The organism is Ralstonia sp. RL (assembly GCF_001683835.1).
Taxonomy (GTDB): Bacteria; Pseudomonadota; Gammaproteobacteria; order Burkholderiales; family Burkholderiaceae; genus Ralstonia; species Ralstonia mannitolilytica.
This window is the reverse complement of sequence record NZ_LWRX01000056.1, coordinates 12,593-33,814: the sequence shown is the minus strand read 5'-3', so window position 1 is coordinate 33,814 and position 21,222 is coordinate 12,593. Positions and strand designations below refer to the sequence as shown.

Sequence of the window (21,222 nt, the reverse complement as noted above, 5' to 3'; positions counted from 1 at the left end):
GCCCTCGCGCGCCGCGCAGAGCCCGCAGCGCGCTATGGACTAAGCACGCAGCGCACTGAGCGACATGCGCTGCCGCCCCTGCGCATCGAAATTCTCGGGCGAGAGCCACCGCTCGAAGGCCGTCCGCAGCTGCGGCCAATCGGCATCGATGATGGAAAACCACGCCGTATCGCGGCTGCGCCCCTTGTAGACGACCGCCTGGCGGAAGATCCCCTCAAACTGGAAGCCGAGCCGCAGTGCAGCCTGACGCGACGGCGCATTCAGGCTGTCGCACTTCCATTCGTAACGGCGATAGCCCAGGTCTTCAAAGACGTGCTTCATGAGCAGGAACTGCGCTTCCGTCGACGCGGGGGTGCGTTGCAGCAACGGCGAAAACGTCACGGCACCGACCTCCACCACGCCGTGCTCGGGCGTGATGCGCATCAATGCCAGCGTGCCGACGGCGCGATCCGTCTGCGCGTCGATCACGGCGTACTGCAGTGGATCCCGCTTGGCCGCAATGCGCTCCACATAGGCACGGTGGGATGCGGCGTCGGCAAACGGCCCTTCCATCAGGTACGTCCAGTGGCGGTCGTCGGGCGCCTGGCGGGCGGCTTCGAACAGCGCATCGGCATGGCGCACGGCGTCGAGCGGCTCCAGGCGGCAGTACCGCCCAGGCAGCGGCGCGTGCGGCGGCAGCGGACGCGCGGTCCAGTCGGGCATCGGCGTGCCGATGGGCTGTTGGTAGGCGTTCAGGGTGGTCATGCGCGCAGCGAGGGGTTGGACAGGATCCGCATTACCGTACCGAATCTCGTGGCTCCATGAAAAGAGCCATGGCGAACGCCATCTGAGGAGCCACGCCGCAACAGAGCGCCAACATCGCATCGCCGGAAACGCCCTCGGACCCAGCCAATTGTTGCGTCGCAGCAACGACCAGGACACAGCGCGGCAGGGCCCCGACATGCGCAGGCCGCACCACGCCAGCGCTGAAATTTGTTGTTACCTTTGGAACAGTCTGTTCACCCGTCGCGATATTGTTCTTCCGCATTGCAACACCTACACTGCGTAACAGTTGTTCAGACATCGATTGCCTGAACAAGCAATGCAAGTGCTGTAAGGAGAACGATGATGAAATGGTTGGATATCGGCGCCGTCATGGCCGCCTGGATCGCAAGCTGCGTCGCAGCAGGCTGGCTCATCAGCGCCGCCGCTTTCCTGGCCTGATCCGGGCCCTCGAAGCAACACGGCCGGGCGGGATATCGCTGCCCGCCCGGCCCTGAACCCCAGTCGATCGATGCGTCAGGCGCGCTTGGCGCCTGCCCACTGAACGAATCGGTCGACGAATCCCTGCAGGAACTGGCGCGTCCGCGCATCCACCACCCCGCCCTGCGCGTCGAAGGGTTCTCCGGCAAAGTGGAAGAACACCTCCGGCAGCGGCAAGACCTGCACCCCCAACGCCGACAACACGTTGCGCAACTGTGCTTGCGACAGGGCCGTCCCGATGGCGCCCGGCGACGCCCCCGCAACGCCGGCCAGCTTGCCGCCCCACACACTCTGGCCATACGGCCGCGAACCCCAGTCGATCGCGTTCTTGAGCACGCCCGGGATGCCGCGGTTGTATTCCGGCGTGACGAACAGGATGGCGTCCACACCCGCCACGGCCGCCTTGAAGCGCTGCACGGGCTCGGGCAGGTTGCTGTCCAGATCCTGGTTGTAGAGCGGCAGCTCACCGATCTCGATGAACTGCGCCTGCGCGCCCGAAGGCAGAAGGCCGACCAGCGCCTGCGCCAGTTGGCGATTGAACGACGCCTTGCGCAGGCTGCCGACGATCACCCCGATAGTCAGATGGCTCATGAACACTCCTCGTTGGCAAAAACGGTTGGGGACGGCCTTGAAACTCAATCGGCCCCAGCGGGCTCGGCGGCGACCTCGCGCTTGATGCGGTCGATCAGGGCAAACATGAGCGGATTGAGCAGGATCGACAGGATCGCCGCCGCAAGCAGCAACCCGCGCGCGCGCACCGGCAGGATCTCCAGGCCGATGCCCAGCCCGATCAGGATGAACGAAAACTCGCCGATCTGCGCTAGGCTCGCCGAGATCGTGAGCGCCGTGCGGTTGCCGTGCCCGAACGCCCGCACCACCGCAAACGCTGCCAGCGACTTGCCCATCACCACGATCAGGACCGTGCCCAGCACCGCCCACGTGTCTTCGACGAGCACGCGGGGGTCGAACAGCATGCCCACCGACACAAAGAACAGCACCGCAAACGCATCGCGCAGCGGCAGTGACTCCTCGGCCGCGCGCTGGCTGAACTCCGATTCGGCCAGGACCATGCCTGCAAAGAACGCGCCCAGAGCGAACGACACGCCAAACAGCACGGTCGCCCCATACGCCACGCCCAGCGCCGTAGCGAGCACGCCCAAGCGGAACAGCTCACGGCTGCCTGTCATGACGATGCGCTCGAGCATCCACGGAATCACGCGGCGGCCGACCACCAGCATCAGCGCCGCGAATGCCACCACCTTGGAGAGCGTGATCGCGAGCACCTTGGCGATGTCCCACGCGCTGACCGACGTGCTGCCCGCGCCGCCAAGCGCGCCGGCCAGCGCCGGCAACAGCACGAGCGTGACCACCATCACGAGGTCTTCCACGATCAGCCAGCCGACGGCGATATGGCCCTCGTGCGAGTGGTCCAGGCCGCGGTCTTCCAGCGCCTTGAGCAGCACCACGGTACTCGCCACCGACAGCGCCAGCCCGAACACCAGCCCCGGCCCCCAGTCCCATCCGAGCAGCCACGCCAGCCCCATGCCCATGAGCGTGGCCAGCGCAATCTGCCCGATGGCGCCCGGAATGGCGATGGCCTTGACGGCCAGCAGCTCCTTCATCGAGAAGTGCAGCCCCACGCCGAACATCAGCAGGATCACGCCCAGCTCCGCCAGCTGCGGGGCAAGGCTCTGGTCGGCCACAAAGCCCGGGGTAAAGGGGCCGGCCACCACGCCCGCCATGAGGTAGCCCACCAGCGGCGGCAGGCGCAGCCGCTGCGCGATGGTGCCGAAGATGAAGGCCAGCACAAGGCCGCCGATGATGGTGGAGATGAGCGGGGTCTCTACGTGCATGCGTTGCTGTGACGTCGGGGCGGATCGAGGATGGGGGAGACAGCGGCGCGGCGGAGCCGGCCAAGATGCGACAGCGCGCACGCCGGTTTGTTCGGCCAGCGTCACACGGAGGACGAATATACGGGATTTCGCTTAGCGGGCCGTACCGCACGCATGGGCAGGCGCAAGAGCGGTGCCAACGCCGCCGGCACCGTCAACGGATGGCAGTTGCCGGCACGCGGCCGGCAATGCACGCCAGATGCGCTCAGGCGTAGTCGCGTGCGTCTTCGATCAGCTTGCCGTCTTGCGGCAGCGAGCCTGCCGCCACGAAGCGCACCTCGCCGCGCAGCCGCGTCACCTCGCGCAGCGAGCCGGCCACGGCTTCACGCAGGCCGGCATCATCGCCGGTGGCGTCGCAGTGCAGCGTCATGACGTCCACGCCCGGCGTGCCCGACACCACGAGCCGTGCGGCGCGGATCTCCGGATGCCGGCGCACCACCTCCGCCACCTGCCCGGGATGCACGAACATGCCCTTGACCTTGGTGGTCTGGTCGGCGCGGCCCAGCCAGCCCTTGAGGCGGATGTTCGTGCGCCCGCATGGGCTGGCCTGCCGCGAAGAGCCAGCCACGATGGCAGACAGGTCGCCGGTGCCGAAGCGGATCAGCGGATAGTCTCCATTGCCGAGCACGGTGACCACCACTTCACCCACCTCCCCCTCCGGCATCGGCTGCGTGCCCCCCGGCTCGACGATCTCCACCAGCACGTTCTCGTCGACGACCCAGCCGTCGCTGCCGTCGGCCTCATAGGCGATGAGGCCCAGGTCGGCCGAACCGTACATCTGGTGCACCACCACGCCTTGCGCAGCGAGCCATTCGCGCAGCGACGGCGGCAGCGCCTCGCCCGAGACGACGGCCTTGGTGAGGCTTGCACAGGGCTGGCCTGCCTCGGCGCTCTTCTCGAGCAGGATGCGCAGGAACGACGGCGTGCCCACGTACGCAGTGGGCTTGAGCATCGACAAGGCCTGCACCTGCATCTCGGTCTGGCCGACACCGGCCGGAAACACGCAGCAGCCCAGCCGGTGCGCGCCGGATTCCATCATCAGCCCCGCCGGCGTGAAGTGATACGAAAACGTGTTGTAGACGAGGTCCCCCGCGCGGAATCCGGCGGCAAACAGCGCCCGCGCCGTGCGCCACCAGTCGGGCCCGTGACCATCGGGCTCATGGATGGGCCCGGGCGACTGAAACACGTGGCGCAGCCCGCCCAGCGGCGTGGCGTTCAGTCCGCCCAGCGGCGGCGACAACTTCTGCATGCCCGCCAGTTCCGATTTGCGCGTGACCGGCAACGCCGCCAGCGCCGCGCGCGACGTCACGGCCTGCGCGTCGACATCGCGCAACCGCTGCGCAAAGTACGGCGCATTCGTCTGCGCATGCGCGATCTGCTTGGACAGCGCGGCAAACAGCGCCTGTTCGCGCAGTTCAGGCGCGCGCGTCTCGAGGGCATCGAAATGTTCCGGCATGGTGGGCAGGCGGTTGGAGGTGTTCGGGAAGACGGGCGGGTTCGGGTCGCTTCAGGCCAGCCAGCGCTTGCGCCGGCGGTAGCTCTTGATGTCGCGGAAGGACTGGCGCGCGCCGGCCTCGTCATCATTGGCGGCCACGCCCAGGTAGAACTCCTTGACGTCTTCGTTGTTGCGCAGCGCTTCGGCCGTGCCGTCCATCACCACGCGGCCGTTCTCGAGGATGTAGCCGTAGTCGGCATGGCGCAGCGCCACCATGGTGTTCTGCTCAGCCAGCAGGAAGCTGACCTTCTCGCGCTGGTTGAGATCGCGCACGATCTCGAAGATCTCTTCGACGATCTGCGGCGCCAGCCCCATCGACGGCTCGTCGAGCAGGATCATCTGCGGCGCCGCCATCATGGCGCGGCCGATGGCGCACATCTGCTGCTCGCCGCCCGAGGTGTAGCCGGCCTGCGACTTGCGCCGCGTCTTCAGACGGGGGAAGTATGCGTAGATGCGTTCGAGCGCGTCTCGGGTCTGGGCGCGCGAGAAGTGACGCGTGTACGCGCCGGTCAGCAGGTTCTCTTCGATCGTCAGATGCGCGAAGCAGTGGCGCCCTTCCATGACCTGGATCACGCCGCGCCGCACGAGGTCATTGGGCGTGAGCTGATCGACGCGGCTGCCGCGGTACTCGATCGATCCCTTGGTCACGTCGCCGCGTTCGGCATGCAGCAGGTTCGAGATGGCTTTGAGCGTGGTCGTCTTGCCGGCGCCATTGGCGCCCAGCAGCGCGACGATGCCCCCCTCGGGCACCGCAAGCGAAACGCCCTTGAGTACCAGGATGACGTGGTCGTAGATGACCTCGATGTTGTTGACGGTCAGCAGGCTCATGGTGCGGTGCAAAGTGGGTCGAAAAGAGGGTGCAGTCAGGCCGTGCCTCGCCCCACGCCGGCGGACGAGGCGGCCGGTGCGGGTTCAGGATTTCACGCACGCCGGCGTGATGCCCTTCTCCTTCGCGTACTGCGCGGCGGTCGCCTTGAACAGCGGATGGACGAGGCCCTTGTTGCCCTCCACCCAGTCAGACACCACGACCCACTTGCTGCCGTCCCACTGCTGGATCTTCACCTTGCCCGAGCCCTCGTGGTTGCTGCAGCTGGTCTGGATTTCCGGCAGCAGGCCCGTGGCCCCGAGCTGCTGCAGGCGCGCGCTGCCCAGGTTCAGGTTCTCGAATGCCCAGCGCATCTGCTCGCCGTTCATGACCTTGCCCTTGCCGAACTTCGCCTGCGCCACGCGGATGGCCTCCACCGTCACCACGGCCGCAGACACGCCGCGGTTGTACAGCACGGAGCCCACCTTCGACGCGTTCTGCATGTTGCCCTTGCCGGCGCCGTACACCACCTTGTCGATGTCGGCGATGAGCGGCACGTTCTTGCCGGCCACGTTCCAGGTTGCGCTCAGGTACCCCTTGGCGGCTTCACCGGCCGGGATGGTGTCTTCCTCCGACCCGGCCCACCAGGAGCCGACCATCTTGTCGCGCGGGTACCCGACCTTCTGCGCGGCCTTCAGCGCGGTCTGGTTCATCACGCCCCAGCCCCAGAAGATGACGTAGTCGGGGTTCTCCTGGCGGATCTTCAGCCACTGCGCGCCCTGCTCGTTGCCGGGGTGCGCCACCGGGATCTCCACCAGGTTGAACTTGCCGAGCTTGGCCTCCGCCTCGAGCGCGACGATCGGCTCCTTGCCATAGGCCGAGTCGTGATACAGGTAGACGATCTTCTTGCCCGCCAGCGACCCCTTGTTCTTGTCCGCGAGGTACTTGACGATGGCCGAGGCCTGCATCTGGTACGTCGTCACGAGCGGAAACGCATACGGAAACACCGAGCCATCCACGGCATCGGTGCGCCCGTAGCCCATCATGACCAGCGGCACCTTGTCGGCGGCGGTCTTGTCGACCAGCGCATACGAAATGCCGGTGGACATGACGTGATACGCCGTCCCGTGCGAGGCGCTGCTGCGCGCCTTCAGGCGCTCGTAGCACTCCACGCCTTTGGCGTTGTTGTATTCGGTCTCGCACTCTTCCCACGCGAGCTTGACGCCGTTGACGCCCCCCTCCTTGAGATTGACGTAGGTCAGGTAGTCGACAAACCCGCCGTACCACGACTGCCCGTTGGTGCCATAGGGCCCGACACGATAGCTCGGGATCGCGATGAACTGCTCGGCGGTCTGCGCCTGCACGGGCGCCGCCAGCGACACCAGTGCGGCCGCCATTCCGAGCGCCGCGGCACTGCGTTGCAGTTTGCTAACCAGCATGTTCATGACCGTCTCCTTCACCTTGGCAGGTGGATTTCGTTTTGGTGGTGACTACGTGATCTCAATGCGGGAATGGCCACAGGCGCAGCTTCTCCTTGCCGATCTGCCACAGCCGCGCCAGCCCGTGCGGCTCGACGATCAGGAAGAAGATGATCAGCGCGCCAAACACCATCAGCTGGATGTGCGACACCGTCGCGTTGGTGAACGGCAGATGCAGCAGTGCGGCCAGCGGCGGCAGCACGTTGTCCAGGAAGATCGGCAACAGCAGGATGAACGCCGCCCCGAGGAACGAGCCCAGGATCGACCCCACGCCGCCGATGATGATCATGAACAGCACGCGGAACGACAGGTCGAGCGAGAAGCCGTCGGGCTCGACCGAGCCGAGATAGCAGAACGCATACAGCGCCCCCGCCACGCCGCAGTAGAACGAGCTCACGGCAAAGGCCGCGAGCTTGGTTCGCATGAGCGGAATGCCGATCACCTCGGCCGCCACGTCCATGTCGCGCACCGACATCCACGCGCGGCCGGTGGAGGAGCGCACGAGGTTCTTCGCCACCATGGCCATCACCGCAACGATGCCGAGCACGAACAGATACCGCTTGACCGGTGTATCGATGGGCACGCCAAACAGGTCGAGCCGCTGCGCCGTGATCACGCCCGAGGAGCTGTTGTTCGAGAACCAGGGAAACTTCGTGAGCACCCACACCACGAAGAACTGCGCAGCCAGCGTGGCCACCGCCAGGTAGAAGCCCTTGATGCGCAGCGACGGCAGGCCGAAGGCCACGCCCACGAGCGCCGCGCTCAAGCCTGCCAGTACGAACGTCAGCAGCACCGGCATTCCCTCCACGCGCAGCTGGAAGTTGTATGCGGCATACGCGCCCACCGCCATGAACGCCGCCGTACCGAGCGACAGCTGGCCCGCATATCCCGTAAGGATGTTGAGCCCCAGCGCCGCGAGCGAAAAGATCAGGAACGGGATCAGGATGGCCGAGAACCAATACTCCGAGCCCACCAGCGGAATTCCCACAAAGGCCACCGCCAGCAGCACGGCCACGCCGATGCGGTCCTGCCGGATCGGGAAGACCTGGCTGTCGGCCTCATAGCTGGTCTTGAACTGGCCGGCTTCGCGATAGAACATGCGCGTCTCCTGAAAAGCGCAACGTGGGCGTCAAACGCGGTCGATATGCCGCTCGCCGAACAGCCCTTCCGGGCGGACCAGCAGGAACAGCAGCGCGAACACATACGGGAACCATCCCTCGATGCCGCCGAAATTGCCGCCGAACATCGACTGGAACACCGGCGGGACATAGATCTCGGCGAGTTTTTCGGACGCGCCGATGATCAGCCCGCCGACAATCGCGCCCGGCACGGAAGTAAAGCCTCCCAGGATCAGCACGGGCAGCGCCTTGAGCGCAGTCAGCGTGAGCGCGAACTGCACGCCATTGCGCGAACCCCACAGCATGCCGGCCACCAGCGCCACGAACCCCGCCACGCCCCACACGATCGCCCAGATGTGCTGCAGCGGAATGCCCAGCGACAGCGCGGCCTGGTGGTCATCCGCCACGGCGCGCAGCGCACGCCCCACCCGTGTGTACTGGAAGAACAGCGCGAGCACCCCGACCAGCAAGCCCGCGATCAGCGCCGAGGTCAGGTCGAACTTCGACACGACCATGTTCAGATGCGTGAGGATCGCCTCGATCGGTTCGTCGACGATGCCCAGATCGATGGGGCGAACCTCGTTGCCGAACAGCATCGGCCCGAGACCCTCCAGGAAGAACGACAGGCCGATGGTCGCCATGAACAGCGTAATGGGTGGCTGGTTCACCAGCTTGCGCAGCACCAGGCGTTCGGTTGCCATGCCCACCACGATCATGATGCCGAACGCGCCGATGGCAGCCGCCCAGATCGGCAAGCCCTTGTCCATCAGCCCGACCACGGCCAGCGCCGCAAAGTAGACCATCGCGCCCTGCGCAAAATTGAATACGCCGGAAGCCTTATAGATCAGCACGAAGCCCAGCGCCACCAGCGAATACATCAGCCCGGACAACAGCCCGCCCACCAGCACTTCAAGGAAGAAACTCATGTCGTGTGCTCCTGCTGCACGCTTCGGTTGTCAGGCGTGGGACTGCCCAAGATAGGCGCGGATGACCTCGGGGTTGGCCTTGACCTCGTCGGGCGTGCCGTCGCCGATCTTCTTGCCGTAGTCGAGCACCACCACGCGGTCGGAGATGTCCATCACCACGCCCATGTCATGCTCGATCAGCACGATGGTGGTCCCGAACTGCCGGTTGACGTCGAGGATGAAGCGGCACATGTCCTGCTTTTCTTCCACGTTCATGCCGGCCATCGGCTCGTCGAGCAGCAACATCGACGGCTCGGCCGCCAGCGCACGGCCCAGCTCCACGCGCTTCTGCAGGCCGTACGGCAGGCGCCCCACCGGCGTCTTGCGGATCGCCTGGATCTCCAGGAAGTCGATCACCTCTTCGACCTTGCGGCGGTGGCGCATCTCTTCGCGGCGCGCGGGGCCGAACCACACGGCATTGGCGAACAGGTTGCTGCGGAACAGCGTGTTGCGCCCCGTCATGATGTTGTCGAGCACCGTCATGCCCTTGAACAGCGCGATGTTCTGGAACGTGCGCGCAATGCCCTGCCGTGCCATGGCGGTCGGGTTCATGCGGCGGCGCTCCTCGCCGCGGAACACGATGCGGCCCTGCTGCGGGTGGTAGACACCGTTGATGACGTTCAGCATGGAGCTCTTGCCCGCGCCGTTCGGCCCGATGATCGCCCGGATCTCGTGCGCGCGAATGTCGAACGAGATATCGGTCAGCGCCTTCACCCCGCCAAACGACAGCGAGATGTGCTGCAGGTCGAGCAGCACCTCGCCTTGCAGCGGGCCGAGACCCGCCTGCGCCCGGCCCCCCGGCAGCCCGATGCCCGCGCCGGTCTGCCTCGCCACACCTTGCCATGCCATTTGCGTCATGTTGTTCCCCGTGCGGCGGTCTGTTGATCTATGCCGCCTTGCGCTGGACCGGCGGCACGATCTTCGCGTCCACCAGCTTCAGCGTTGCGCTGACACTCCCCTCGCGGCCGTCTTCAAACCGGACGCGCGTCTCGATGAACTGCTCGTGCCTGCCCGCATACAGCGCGTCGATCAGTACGGCGTACTTCTCGGCGATGTAGCGGCGGCGCACCTTGCGCGTGCGCGTCAGCTCGTCGTCGTCCGGGTCCAGCTCCTTGTGAAGGATCAGGAAACGCGCGATCTGCGAACCCGACAGCATCGGGTCCTCCGCCAGGTCGGCATTCACCTGCGCCACACACTCCGCAATCATCTCGATCACCTGCGGCTGACCGGCCAGGTCGATATAGCCGGCGTAAGGCAGATGGCGGCGCTCGGCCCAGTTGCCCACGGCCTCGAAGTCAATGTTGATGAACACGCAGACCCGGTCGCGATCGGCGCCAAAGGCCACGGCTTCCTTGATGTACGGGAAGAACTTGAGCTTGTTCTCGATGTACTTGGGCGCGAACACCGAACCGTCGGCCAGCCTGCCGACATCCTTGGCGCGATCGATGATCCGCAGGTGGCCGTCGGCGTCGATGAGACCCGCGTCGCCGGTCATGAAATAGCCGTCGGCGTCGATTGCCTCGCGCGTGGCGTCGTCGCGCTTGTAGTAGCCCTTGAGCAGGCCAACGCCGCGCACCAGCACCTCTCCGCTGTCGGCAATGCGGATCTCCATGCCCGGCGCGGCCGGCCCCACGGAATCGAACTTGACCTGGCCATCGGGCTGCAGGCAGACATAGGCGCAGGTCTCCGTCTGGCCGTAGAACTGCTTCACGTTCACGCCGATGGAGCGGTAGAAGCGGAACAGGTCCGGCCCGATCGCCTCGCCGGCGGTATACGCCACGCGGATGCGGCTCATGCCGAGCACGTTGCGCAGCGGCCCATAGATCAGCAGTTCGCCCAGCGCATAGCGCGCGCGGTCCAGCGCAGCGACGGGCTGCCCGTCGAGAATCTGCGTACCGCAGCGCCGTGCCACGCGCATCGCCCAGTCGAACAGCCTCCGCTTGATCCAGCCCGCGTCTTCCATGCGGATCATCACCTGCGTGAGCAGACCTTCGTAGATGCGCGGCGGCGCGAAGTAGTAGGTCGGGCCGATCTCGCGCAGGTCGGTCATCACCGTCTCGCGCGACTCGGGGCAGTTGACGGTAAAGCCAGCCACCATGGCCTGCGCATACGAAAACAGGTTGTCGCCCACCCACGCCATCGGCAGGTAGGACAGTACGTCGTCATCGGCATGCAGGCCGTCAAAGGCGCAGCCGCGCGTGGCCACGGCAATCAGGCTGCGGTGCGCGTGGCACACCCCCTTGGGCTTGCCGGTGGTGCCGGAGGTGTAGAGGATGATGGCCGTGTCATCGGGGGCGCCGGCCTCCACGGCCGCCTCGTAGAAGCCCGGATGCGCGCGGTCGAACTCGCGGCCGATCTCCTGGATGCGCTCATACGACATCAGCTCGGCATCGTCGTAGTCGCGCAGGCCGCGCGGGTCTTCGTAGACGATCCATTGCAGCGGACGCGCCTGCGCCGCGAGTTGCGGCTGCAGCTCGAGCAGCTTGTCGACCTGCTCCTGGTCTTCGGCAATGGCAAACGCGATCTCGGCATCGGCCAGCACATGCAGCATTTCCGCGGCCACCGCATCCTGGTAGAGCGGGATGGGCACGCCGCCCAGCGCCTGGGCGGCCGTCATCGCCCAGTACAGGCGCGGACGGTTGTCGCCGACCACGGCCAGGTTCATGCCGCGCTCGAAGCCCAGCGCCGCCAGGCCGCAAGCAAGCGCGCGCACTTCCTGCGCCACCTGCGCCCACGTCGTGGTCTGCCAGATGCCGAGATCCTTCTCGCGATAGGCCGGGTGGCCTGGCCTGCTCTGGGCGTGCGCCAGCAGCAGTCGCGGAAAAGTCGTCGCCGACGAATCCTGCATGCGTGTCTCCTGTCCCTTTCGCCTCCCTGACCGGGAGGCCGCTTCTGCTGCTGGTGTCCAGGCTCGGGTGTCCAACCACCCGTTCGTGTATGCCGCCCGTCTTCGCAGGCTGATTTTCCGCACGAGCGTTCGTTCTGGTGCCCGGCCTCAATCGTGACGGTAAGATAGTCCACGCCTTTTTGGCCGGATGTCGCGCCGGTGACAATTCCGGGTTAATCCCTACAGGAACTCCCAAAACCCATGCCGAATGACTTCATCGACCACTGCGCGTGGGCAGCGGACCTGAGCGCGGAACAACGCGAGCGCGTACGGCAGGCCACCTACGTGCGCGAATACGGCCCGGGCGACTACATCAGCCACAAGGGTGAGCGCGCCGAGGAGTGGATGGGCGTGGTCGACGGGCTGGTCAAGATCACCACGGTGTCGCCATCCGGCAAGTCCGTCACGTTTACCGGGGTGCCGACCGGCGGCTGGTTCGGCGAAGGCGCCGTGCTCAAGCACGAAGTGCGCAAGTACGACGTGATGGCGCTGCGCCGCTCCCGCATCGCCTTCATCCCGCGCGAGACCTTCCAATGGCTGCTGGACACGAGCCTGCCCTTCACCCGCTTCCTCCTGATGCAGCTGAACGAGCGGCTCGGCCAGTTCATTGCGGCGGTCGAGTACGAACGGCTGCTCGACATTGATTCGCGCGTGGCACGAGCCGTGTCGTCGCTGTTCAACGAGCTGCTGTATCCGCGGCTGGGCAACACGCTCGAGATCTCGCAGGAAGAGATCGGGCTGCTGGCGGGCATCTCGCGCCAGCGCGCCAACCAGGCCCTGAAGGTGCTCGAACAGCAGGGGCTGGTCAGGGTGGATTACGGTGTGATCGAGGTGCGCGACCTCGTCGGCCTCAGGCAGTACGGCGAGTAGCCACCCTCTGCACAAACGCCTGCACCGTGCGACACTCACCGCCAACACCGCACCGGAGGAGACCCGCATGCCCGCCAAGACTGTCGACTGGTTCTTCGATGTCATCTCGCCATTTGCCTACCTGCAGCTCGAGCAGTTCGACAAGCTGCCCTCGGACATCGTCATCGCGCCGCGCCCCGTGGTGCTCGGCGCCATCCTGAATCACTGGGGCCAGAAAGGCCCGGCAGAGATCGGCGCCAAGCGCGTGTTCACATATCGGCATGCGCTGTTCCGTGCGCAGCAGCTGGGCATTCCGTTTCGCATGCCGCCGGCCCATCCGTTCAACCCCATCAAGGCCTTGCGGCTGACCATCGCCATGGGCGGTTCACTGGAAGCCGTGCGCGCCGTGTTCCGGCACATCTGGCGCGACGGGCACGATGTCGGGTCGACCGAAGGCTTTGCAGCGCTGTGCGAGGCCGTCGGCTTTGCACAAGGGGTGTCCGCCGTCGAGCAGCCGTCCGTCAAGGAGGCACTGCGGCACCACACCGATGCCGCCATCGCGCTGGGCGTGTTCGGCGTGCCGACACTTGCGGCCGACGGCGAGCTGTTCTGGGGCGAGGACGCGACGGCCCTGTTCCTCCGGTGCCAATCGACCGACTGGCTCTCCACCCCGGAAGTCCACCGCATCAGCACGCTGCCGGTGGGCGTGCAGCGTGCGTGAGCCGCAGGACGCCGCGCGCCCGGGCATCAACCGCGCGCGGCTGGCCCACATTGCGGCGTGGTCGATCGACCTGCCCGCCGACGAAGCCGAGCGCGCCAGCACCGGCATCATCGAGCGCACCTACGAGCGCGGCAGCTGCATCTGCGCGAAAGACACGGTGCTGGACTCCTGGACGGGCGTGGTCAGCGGCCTGGTGAAGATCGGCACGGTGTCACCGGAGGGGCGCAACGTCACCTTTACGGGGGTCACGGCCGGCGGCTGGTTCGGCGAGGGCTCCTTGCTCAAGAACGAGCCGCGCCGCTACGACATCATCGCGCTGCGCGACACGCGCATGGCCTTCATGAACCGCGCGACGTTCCAGTGGCTCGTGCAGAACAGCGTCGCGTTCAACCGCTTCCTGGTGCGGCAGCTCAACGAGCGGCTCGGCCACTTCATGGCGCTGCTCGAGTACGACCGCATGCTCGATACCACGCCGCGGCTCGCGCGCTGCATTGCCTCGCTGTTCAACCCGGTCCTCTACCCCAGCGCCGGCGACCACCTCGAGATCACGCAGGAAGAGCTCGGCCTGCTCTCTGGCATGACGCGCCAGGCAGCCAACCAGTCGCTCAAGGCCCTGGAGAGGGACGGTGTGGTGCGGCTGGAATATGGCGGGGTGACGGTCGTCGACCTCGACCGGCTGCGCAGCTACGGCGCCTGAACGTCACCACTATTAACGAATTTTCATCTCGCCGGGCGCGGTCCTCCCGCTAGAATCGCGGCGCAACAAAACAAGATCACTAAGCTGCCGCATGCGCCCCGCGCGCGCGGCAGCCGGAAGAGGGAACAGGGCCGCGCACCCCGTGCGTGCCCGCATCTATGCTGCCGATTCATCTGCTTTCCACCGGCAAGGCGCTGCCGGAGCAACAAGTCACGTCCGCTGAACTGGATGCCCGCCTCGGGCATCGGGCGGGGTACGTGCGCAAGAAGTCCGGCATCGACGTTCGCCACCATGCCACGCTGGCCGAGCGCCAGTCGGAACTCGCCGGCGCTGCCGTGCGCGATGCACTGCGCCGCGCCGATGTTCCGGCTGCGTCCATCGACCTGCTGATCTCCGCCTCGGGCGTGCAAGAACAGGCGCTGCCCAACACGGCCGCGCACATCCTCGAGCCCGCCGGGCTGCCGGCCGGCACGCCTGCGTTTGATGTCAATGCGAGTTGTCTGAGCTTCGTGACGGCGCTGCATGTGGCGGGCAGCCTCCTGACCACGGGCGCGTACAGGCGCATCGCCGTGGTGGCGTCCGACCTCGCCTCGCGCGGCATCGACTGGGACGACGCCGAGACCGCATTGATCTTTGGCGACGGGGCAGCGGCGGTCATCGTTGAAGCGGCACCGTCGATATCCGGCGCGGGCATCCACGCCTACCGCATGGAGACGTACCCCGCCGGCAAAACCTACTGCGAAATCCGCGCGGGCGGCACGCGCCGCAACCCGCGCACCGGCGCGCAACCGACCGATTACCTGTTTCACATGGATGGCAAGCGCGTATTCAAGCTCGCCTCGCAACTGATGGACGGTTTCCTCGATCGGCTGTTCGCCGGCAGCGAATACACGCTGCGCGACATGCATGTCGTCGTGCCGCATCAGGCAAGCCACCTGGGAATGCAGCATCTGCGCAAGCGGTTGGGCGTGCCGGAAGCCAGCGTGGTCGATATCTACGCGCAGCACGGCAACCAGGTAGCCGCGTCGATTCCCACCGCGCTGCATGAAGCCATGACGACCCAACGCATCGAGCCCGGCAAACCGGTGCTGCTGGTCGGCACGGCGGCCGGCCTGACGCTCGGCGGCATGGTGCTGACGCTATGACGACGCTGGTGACAGGCGCCACCGGTGGGCTCGGCCGCAACGCGGTCGACGCGCTGCTCGCGCAAGGCGCCCGCGTGCGCGCGACGGGGCGCGATGCCACGCAACGCGACGCCTTTGCCGCCCGTGGCGCAGACTATGTGCCGGCCGATCTGGCACAGCTGACACCCACCACGCTGGATGCGCTGCTCGACGGTGTCGACACGGTCTGGCATTGCGCGGCGCTGTCATCGCCGTGGGGTGCGTATGCGGACTTCTACGCGGCCAATGTGCGCGCCACGGCGGCGCTCGCCGAAGGTGCCGTCAAGCGTGGCGTCCGCCGCTTCGTGCATATCTCCACACCGTCGATCTATTTCGACTACCAGCATCACGCCGATCTGCCCGAGAGCTATCGCCCCGCGCGCTTCGCCAATCATTACGCGGCGACGAAGATGCTGGCAGAGGCGGCCATCCAGCAGCAGGTCGCCACGCAGCACCGCACGCACTTCGTCATCCTGCGGCCGCGCGGGCTGTTCGGCCCGCACGATCGCGTGGTCCTGCCGCGCATCCTGCACTTGCTGGAGCTGCGCGGCGGCGTGCTGCCCCTGCCCCGTGGCGGCGCGGCGCGCATGGACCTGACCTATCTGGAAAACGTGGTGCACGCCATGCAGTGCGCCACCACAGCCGACGTGCCTTCCGGCGCCGCCTACAACATCACCAACCACGCGCCTGCCACGCTGCGCGATCTGCTCGATCAACTCCTGGGCCAGCAGCTCGGCCTGCGTTATCGCATCCGCGCGGTGCCGTATCCGGCGATGGCATTGGCCGCCCGCGTCATGGAGGCCGGCAGCGCCGTCACGCACCGCGAGCCGCTGCTCACGCGCTACAGCGCCGCGGCTCTGCACTACGACATGACGCTCGCCAACGACCGCGCGCGCATCGAACTCGGCTACGTGCCGCCCATCGACATGGCCGAAGGCATCCGCCGCACGGCTCACTGGTTACGTGAACATGGCAACGTTGTCCGTTTTTGAAGCCGGGTACTGCACGCATACCGCGTGTGTGGCGCTGCGCGGCGCGGGCCTGCGCACCTGCGCGTTTCCCGCACGCGCCTGGCTGATCGAAGCCGCCGGGCGGCGCTGGCTGTGGGACACGGGCTACGCCTCGCATTTTCATGACCACACGCGCAGTGGCCTGTTTGCGATCTATCGCAAGGTCACGCCCGTGTATTTCGACACGTCGGAATCCATGGCGGCGCAGCTTGCGCAACAGGGCGTGCGCCCGGCTGATCTGGATGGATTGATCGTCTCGCATTTCCACGGCGACCACGTTGCCGGCCTGCGCGACTTTCCGGGCGTGCCGGTCATCTGCTCCGGCGAAGGATGGATGCACCTGCGCGCGCTGCGTGGCGTTTCCGCGTTGCGGCGCGCTTTCGTGCCGGGGCTGATTCCCGAAGATTTTGAAACGCGCACGCGCTTTGTCGAACAGTTCGAGCAAGTGGCGCTGCCGCCGGAGCTGGCGCCATTCACATCCGCCTGGGCCTTGCCCGACAGCAACGGCGATGTGCTGCTCGTGCCGCTGCCCGGCCACGCCGCGGGGCACCTTGGCGCGTTCGTGCGCACGCAGGAAGGCTGGGTGCTGCTGGCCGCCGACGCCGCCTGGTCGCCGCTGAGCTATCGGGAGCTGCGTGGGCCGTCGGTATTGGCGTACTCGATCATGGAAGACCGCCATGCCTACTTCGACACGCTGCGCAAGCTGCACGCGCTCGATGCGGGCGGCCACGTGCGCATCCTGCTCACACACGAGGGGGCGTTGTGACGGCGTTGCACCGCCTGCTGTGGTCGTACTGGCAAACGCGCTGGCTGCGGCTGCCTGATCGCGCCGCGCTGGAAGCGCACCAGCAGCGGCAGATCTCGCGCTTCACGCAACGCGTGCTGACTCGCAGCCCGTATTTCCGCCCGTTCGCATCGAAGCCGATGCACGAATGGCCGCTAATGGACAAGGCCACGATGATGGCCAATTTCGACGCCATGAACACCGCCGGCCTGCGCCTGCACGACGTGTTGGCCTGTGCGCAACAGGCCGAGCGGTCACGCGATTTCCGGCCGACGGTCGGTGCGTATTCGGTGGGCTTGTCGTCAGGCACGTCCGGCGGACGCGGCGTATTCGTCGTGAGCCCGACCGAGCGTGCGCAGTGGGCCGGCATTCTGCTCGCCAAGCTGCTGCCGCGCGGGCTGTTGCACGGCGAGCGCGTCGCGCTGTTCCTGCGCGCGAACAGCAATCTGTACACCGCCGTGCGCAACCCGTGGCTGACGTTCTCGTTCTTTGATCTGTTTGCGCCGTTCGAATCGCACCGCGCGCCGCTGGAAGCATTGCAGCCGACCATCATCGTGGGGCCGGCGCAGGTGCTGCGTGCGCTTGCCATGGAGAAGCTTGCCGGCCGGCTCGACATCGCGCCCGTGCAGGTGCTGTCCGGCGCCGAAGTGCTGGAGCCAATGGACCGCGCACTACTTGCACAGGCCTTTGGCAACGTCGGTGAGGTCTATCAGGCCACCGAAGGCTTTCTGGGCGCGACCTGCCCGCACGGCACGCTGCACCTGAACGAAGCGCACGTGCACATCGAGCCGCAATGGCTGGACGCGCGCCGCTTCGTCCCCGTCATTACCGATTTCACACGCCGCACGCAGCCCATCGTGCGCTACCGGCTCGATGACATCCTCATCCGCCGCGAGCCGGCGCTGGGCGCTTGCCCCTGCGGCAATCCGGCGATGGCCATCGAGCGTATCGAAGGCCGTTGCGACGATACGCTCGTCCTGCCCGCGCTGGGCGGCGGCACCGTCACGCTGTTTGCCGACGTGTGTTCGCGGGCGCTGGCACAGGCGCTGCCGCTGCACGCGGATTACCGCCTGGTGCAGACCGATGCGAACACGCTCGCGTTGTCCATTCAACCAGCCGACGCCGACATTGCACGCGCGTGCCGGGCGCACCTGGCCGATGTCTTCGCCTGCCAGGGCGTCGATGCATCGCGCGTGACGTGGCACGCCACACCCGAGCGCATCGCCACCGATTTCACCACCAAGCGCCGCCGCATCGTCCGGCTCACGGCGCCGGGAGCGGCACGATGAGCCCGCTTGCCACGCGCCTGCGTCATATGGCCTTGGGCTGGTGTTCGGTGGGCCTCGTCTATGGCCTCTGCGGAGCGCTGCAAGGCGTTGGCACGATCGTGCCCGAGACTGCACTGGACCGCGCCATTCCGTTCAGCACGTCGGGCATCTGGCTGTACGTGTCGTTCTTCGTGCTCATTCCGCTGGCGTATCTGCGGGCCGACGTGTCGCGCCTGCCTTGGCTGGAACGCGCCATGCAGATGAGCGCGCTCGTAAGCGGTGCGGTGTTCATGCTGTGGCCGACCACGCTGCACTACCCGCCGCTGGCGGATGCATCGTTGCCCGGCAGCGTGCAACGCATGCTGATCGCGATGGATTCGAGCCAGAACTGCCTGCCCTCGCTGCATGGGGCGCTGACGCTGCTCTCGGTGTGGGCGCTCGCGGATTCGCGCAGGCCGATGCGCACGGCGCTCGCCGCAGCCTGGGGGCTCGGCATCCTGTACGCCACGATCCAGACGCGCCGGCACGTCGCACTTGACCTGTCGGCAGGCGTAGCCGTGGGTGTGCTGTGCGGCGCGGCTGTCCGTCTATGGTTGGCGCGGCGCGCGTCAACGCTCTCCATCGAACCGGTGTCCACATGAATGCCTTTGCCTTGCCGCTTGGATTGATGCTCGGCTGCGTGCTGCTGGAACTCGCTGCCCTCAAGTGGTGGCGCGGCCAACCGCTGCCGTGGCGCGACGTCATCCTCAACCTCAACTCCGGCCACGTGCTGATGTGGCTGTGCCGCGGCGTGGAAGTCGCGGGCTTCACGTGGCTATATGCCCATGCCAGCCTGCATTGGGTGGATGGCTGGCACCCGGTTGCGGGTTGGGCCTTCGCGTTTGTCGCATGGGATCTCGGCTTCTACTGGCTGCACCGCATGCATCACAAGATCGGCTTTCTGTGGGCGATCCATGCCGTGCATCACGAAGGCGAGCATTTCAACCTCTCGCTGGGCGTGCGCAACGCGTGGCTGTCGTCGCTGACATCGCTGCCGTTCTTCGTGCCGCTGGCGCTGATCGGCGTCACGCCGGAAATGTTCGTGGCGGTGTCAGGCCTGCATTACTCGGTGCAGTTCTACAACCACTGCGGACTGGTCGGGCGCTCGGGCGTGTTGGACCGCTTCATGGTCACGCCCGCCAACCACCGCGTGCATCACGGCTGCAACCCGGAATACATCGACCGCAACTTCGGCGGCACGCTGCTGCTGTGGGACAAGCTGTTCGGCACCTATCAGCGCGCGCTGGCCGACGTGCCGATCCGCTATGGCGTGCACAAGCCCACCCACAGCGACAACCCGTTCTGGGCCAACGTGGTGCCGGCATTGCAATGGCTGGGGCTGCGTACGCCGCATCTGCAACGCGATACGCGCACCACGCCCGCCGGCTGGATCGCCACCGGCGGTGTGCTGCTGTTTGGCGTGGTGATCGACTATGTGCGCACCGACGGCCTGTGGCCCGGGCACTGGCAAGCGGGCTGGTTCGTGCTCATCCTGCTCCTCACGCTGGCGCTGGGCGGATTGTCGGATGGGCGAGGCTGGGGACGCTGGCTTTGGCCGCTGCTGGCGCTTGCGCTGCCCGTGCTGATGATCGGCATATGCGGCGCGGGCGATGCATTGTCCGACACGTTGGCCGTTGCGCTCGGGTTGCATGGTCTTGCTTGCGGCCTGTGGCACGCGCTGCGGACCGAATCGCCGCTCTCTTCTTCGCCGCATGCCGAATCTCGCTAAGCTCCGCTACGCTTCACCGCGCGCCTCGTCGCTGGCCGAAGATTTGCGCCGTGCCGCGCACGACCATCTGCAGGCGCACGGCGACCATCGCTTTGCCGATGTGCAGTTCATTGCCAAGGGCGCCTTCCTCGTTGTGGTATCCGCCCTCCTGTATGGCGTCATGATGACGGCCACGGGTGCGACGACATTCGTGCTCGCCTACATGGCCTTTCCGTTCATCGCGATGCTGCTGGCCATGAACGTGCTGCACGACGGCGCGCATCGGGCGCTCTCCCCCTGGGCATGGCTGGACCGCCTCATGACGCGTGTGACCGCCATCCCGCTCGGCATCGAACCGGCCTACTGGACGGTGCGCCACGTGCACTATCACCACGCGCATGCCAACGTGGAGCACTACGACCTCGACACCGCTGCAAACCGCTTCCTGCGGCAGACGCCCTTTCAGCCGTGGTATCCGCAGTTTCGCTATCAGCATCGCTACTGGCCGCTGATTGCTGCACTGTCGCTGCCCTACATCAACTGGATCTACGACTGGTCGGATCGCCTTGGCCTCACGCCGCTGGCAGCGGATCGCGTGCTGCCCGGCCTGCGCGGCTGGATGACGTTCCTGTCTGCGAAGGCGTTGCACTTGCTCATTGCGGTGGCGGTGCCGGCCTGGATGGCACATCGGCTCGGCCTCGGCTGGGGCTGGGTGGCATTCGGCTACTTCGCTGGGCAGATGCTGGCCTCATGCGTACTGGTCGCGTTGATCCTGGGCACGCACTGGGCGGACGTGACGTTCTATCTGCCGCCCGAATCGGGCCAGCTGCCGCACACGTGGCACGAGCATGCGTTCCACACCGCGTGCGACTGGCAACCGCAACCGGCGTGGATCGGCTACTGGCTCGGGGGCCTGAACTGGCACCTCACGCATCACCTCTTCCCGACGTATAGCCACCGGCACTATCCAGCGCTGGCTGCACGCGTGGCGGAGGTGGCGCGCGCCCATGGACTTGACTACCGCGCGCTCACCTACCGCGAGTTGCTGACCGCGCAGCAGACCTTCCTGCGCGCCATGGGCCAACGCCCGAACTGACGCGC

At 66.5% G+C, this 21,222-nt stretch carries 22 protein-coding genes; 10 read left to right on the top strand and 12 right to left on the bottom strand.

Going from position 1 to position 21,222, the window contains the following annotated elements; all coding sequences use genetic code 11:
- Window positions 1-39: 39 nt before the first annotated feature.
- From A6M56_RS05405 to A6M56_RS05350, 12 genes are all read right to left on the bottom strand, one after another.
- Window positions 40-744 (bottom strand): GNAT family N-acetyltransferase, encoded by a 705-nt coding sequence (locus A6M56_RS05405; RefSeq protein WP_102079052.1) that lies wholly within the window; start codon window positions 742-744, stop codon window positions 40-42.
- A 31-nt stretch (window positions 745-775) separates the two neighbouring features.
- Entirely contained in the window at window positions 776-1,063 is a 288-nt protein-coding gene (locus tag A6M56_RS05400) for a hypothetical protein (RefSeq protein WP_145997133.1), read from the bottom strand.
- Window positions 1,056-1,178, bottom strand: a complete 123-nt coding sequence (locus tag A6M56_RS05395) for a hypothetical protein (protein WP_257983912.1) — start codon at window positions 1,176-1,178, stop codon at window positions 1,056-1,058. Before A6M56_RS05395 ends, A6M56_RS05400 begins: the two co-directional genes overlap by 8 nt.
- A 100-nt stretch (window positions 1,179-1,278) precedes the next feature.
- Window positions 1,279-1,833: an NADPH-dependent FMN reductase gene (locus A6M56_RS05390; RefSeq protein ID WP_045219631.1), complete on the bottom strand. Its 555-nt coding sequence runs from the start codon at window positions 1,831-1,833 to the stop codon at window positions 1,279-1,281.
- A 44-nt stretch (window positions 1,834-1,877) separates the two neighbouring features.
- Window positions 1,878-3,095, bottom strand: a complete 1,218-nt coding sequence (locus A6M56_RS05385; RefSeq protein ID WP_082062920.1) for a cation:proton antiporter domain-containing protein — start codon at window positions 3,093-3,095, stop codon at window positions 1,878-1,880.
- A 244-nt stretch (window positions 3,096-3,339) separates the two neighbouring features.
- Entirely contained in the window at window positions 3,340-4,590 is a 1,251-nt protein-coding gene (locus A6M56_RS05380; RefSeq protein WP_102079053.1) for a phenylacetate--CoA ligase family protein, read from the bottom strand.
- 51 nt (window positions 4,591-4,641) lie between these two features.
- A complete protein-coding gene (locus A6M56_RS05375) occupies window positions 4,642-5,457 on the bottom strand; it encodes an ABC transporter ATP-binding protein (RefSeq protein WP_045219627.1) in 816 nt (271 codons plus the stop codon).
- An 84-nt stretch (window positions 5,458-5,541) separates the two neighbouring features.
- Window positions 5,542-6,879 carry an ABC transporter substrate-binding protein gene (locus A6M56_RS05370; RefSeq protein ID WP_045219625.1) on the bottom strand — a complete coding sequence of 446 codons (1,338 nt, stop codon included), beginning with the start codon at window positions 6,877-6,879 and terminating at the stop codon, window positions 5,542-5,544.
- Window positions 6,880-6,934: 55 nt separating this feature from the next.
- Window positions 6,935-8,011 (bottom strand): branched-chain amino acid ABC transporter permease, encoded by a 1,077-nt coding sequence (locus A6M56_RS05365; RefSeq protein WP_045219623.1) that lies wholly within the window; start codon window positions 8,009-8,011, stop codon window positions 6,935-6,937.
- Window positions 8,012-8,041: 30 nt separating this feature from the next.
- Window positions 8,042-8,956 carry a branched-chain amino acid ABC transporter permease gene (locus tag A6M56_RS05360; protein WP_045219620.1) on the bottom strand — a complete coding sequence of 305 codons (915 nt, stop codon included), beginning with the start codon at window positions 8,954-8,956 and terminating at the stop codon, window positions 8,042-8,044.
- A 30-nt stretch (window positions 8,957-8,986) separates the two neighbouring features.
- Window positions 8,987-9,853 carry an ABC transporter ATP-binding protein gene (locus A6M56_RS05355; protein WP_062738844.1) on the bottom strand — a complete coding sequence of 289 codons (867 nt, stop codon included), beginning with the start codon at window positions 9,851-9,853 and terminating at the stop codon, window positions 8,987-8,989.
- Window positions 9,854-9,881: 28 nt separating this feature from the next.
- Window positions 9,882-11,843, bottom strand: a complete 1,962-nt coding sequence (locus A6M56_RS05350; protein WP_102079054.1) for an AMP-dependent synthetase/ligase — start codon at window positions 11,841-11,843, stop codon at window positions 9,882-9,884.
- 240 nt (window positions 11,844-12,083) lie between these two features.
- Between A6M56_RS05350 and A6M56_RS05345 the strand changes: the two genes are divergently transcribed.
- The 10 genes from A6M56_RS05345 (at window position 12,084) to A6M56_RS05300 (ending at window position 21,217) form a co-directional block, all read left to right on the top strand.
- Window positions 12,084-12,752: a Crp/Fnr family transcriptional regulator gene (locus A6M56_RS05345; RefSeq protein WP_045219614.1), complete on the top strand. Its 669-nt coding sequence runs from the start codon at window positions 12,084-12,086 to the stop codon at window positions 12,750-12,752.
- A 67-nt stretch (window positions 12,753-12,819) separates the two neighbouring features.
- Window positions 12,820-13,452, top strand: coding sequence for a 2-hydroxychromene-2-carboxylate isomerase (locus A6M56_RS05340; RefSeq protein WP_045219612.1), 633 nt, complete (start codon window positions 12,820-12,822; stop codon window positions 13,450-13,452).
- The gene (locus A6M56_RS05335) at window positions 13,445-14,149 is read left to right on the top strand and encodes a Crp/Fnr family transcriptional regulator (protein ID WP_082062919.1); all 705 of its coding nucleotides are present in this window, start codon (window positions 13,445-13,447) and stop codon (window positions 14,147-14,149) included. The genes A6M56_RS05340 and A6M56_RS05335 overlap by 8 nt, the downstream gene beginning before the upstream one ends.
- Before the next feature lie 158 nt (window positions 14,150-14,307).
- A complete protein-coding gene (locus A6M56_RS05330) occupies window positions 14,308-15,294 on the top strand; it encodes a 3-oxoacyl-[acyl-carrier-protein] synthase III C-terminal domain-containing protein (RefSeq protein WP_102079055.1) in 987 nt (328 codons plus the stop codon).
- The gene (locus A6M56_RS05325; protein ID WP_102079056.1) at window positions 15,291-16,304 is read left to right on the top strand and encodes an NAD-dependent epimerase/dehydratase family protein; all 1,014 of its coding nucleotides are present in this window, start codon (window positions 15,291-15,293) and stop codon (window positions 16,302-16,304) included. Before A6M56_RS05330 ends, A6M56_RS05325 begins: the two co-directional genes overlap by 4 nt.
- A complete protein-coding gene (locus A6M56_RS05320; protein ID WP_062738832.1) occupies window positions 16,282-17,088 on the top strand; it encodes an MBL fold metallo-hydrolase in 807 nt (268 codons plus the stop codon). Before A6M56_RS05325 ends, A6M56_RS05320 begins: the two co-directional genes overlap by 23 nt.
- Window positions 17,085-18,395, top strand: coding sequence for a F390 synthetase-related protein (locus A6M56_RS05315; protein WP_102079057.1), 1,311 nt, complete (start codon window positions 17,085-17,087; stop codon window positions 18,393-18,395). Before A6M56_RS05320 ends, A6M56_RS05315 begins: the two co-directional genes overlap by 4 nt.
- Entirely contained in the window at window positions 18,392-19,015 is a 624-nt protein-coding gene (locus A6M56_RS05310; RefSeq protein ID WP_045219604.1) for a phosphatase PAP2 family protein, read from the top strand. The genes A6M56_RS05315 and A6M56_RS05310 overlap by 4 nt, the downstream gene beginning before the upstream one ends.
- On the top strand, window positions 19,012-20,142 hold the full coding sequence (locus A6M56_RS05305) for a sterol desaturase family protein (RefSeq protein WP_102079058.1): 1,131 nt from the start codon (window positions 19,012-19,014) through the stop codon (window positions 20,140-20,142). Before A6M56_RS05310 ends, A6M56_RS05305 begins: the two co-directional genes overlap by 4 nt.
- A complete protein-coding gene (locus A6M56_RS05300) occupies window positions 20,126-21,217 on the top strand; it encodes an acyl-CoA desaturase (RefSeq protein WP_102079059.1) in 1,092 nt (363 codons plus the stop codon). Before A6M56_RS05305 ends, A6M56_RS05300 begins: the two co-directional genes overlap by 17 nt.
- Window positions 21,218-21,222 lie beyond the last annotated feature (5 nt).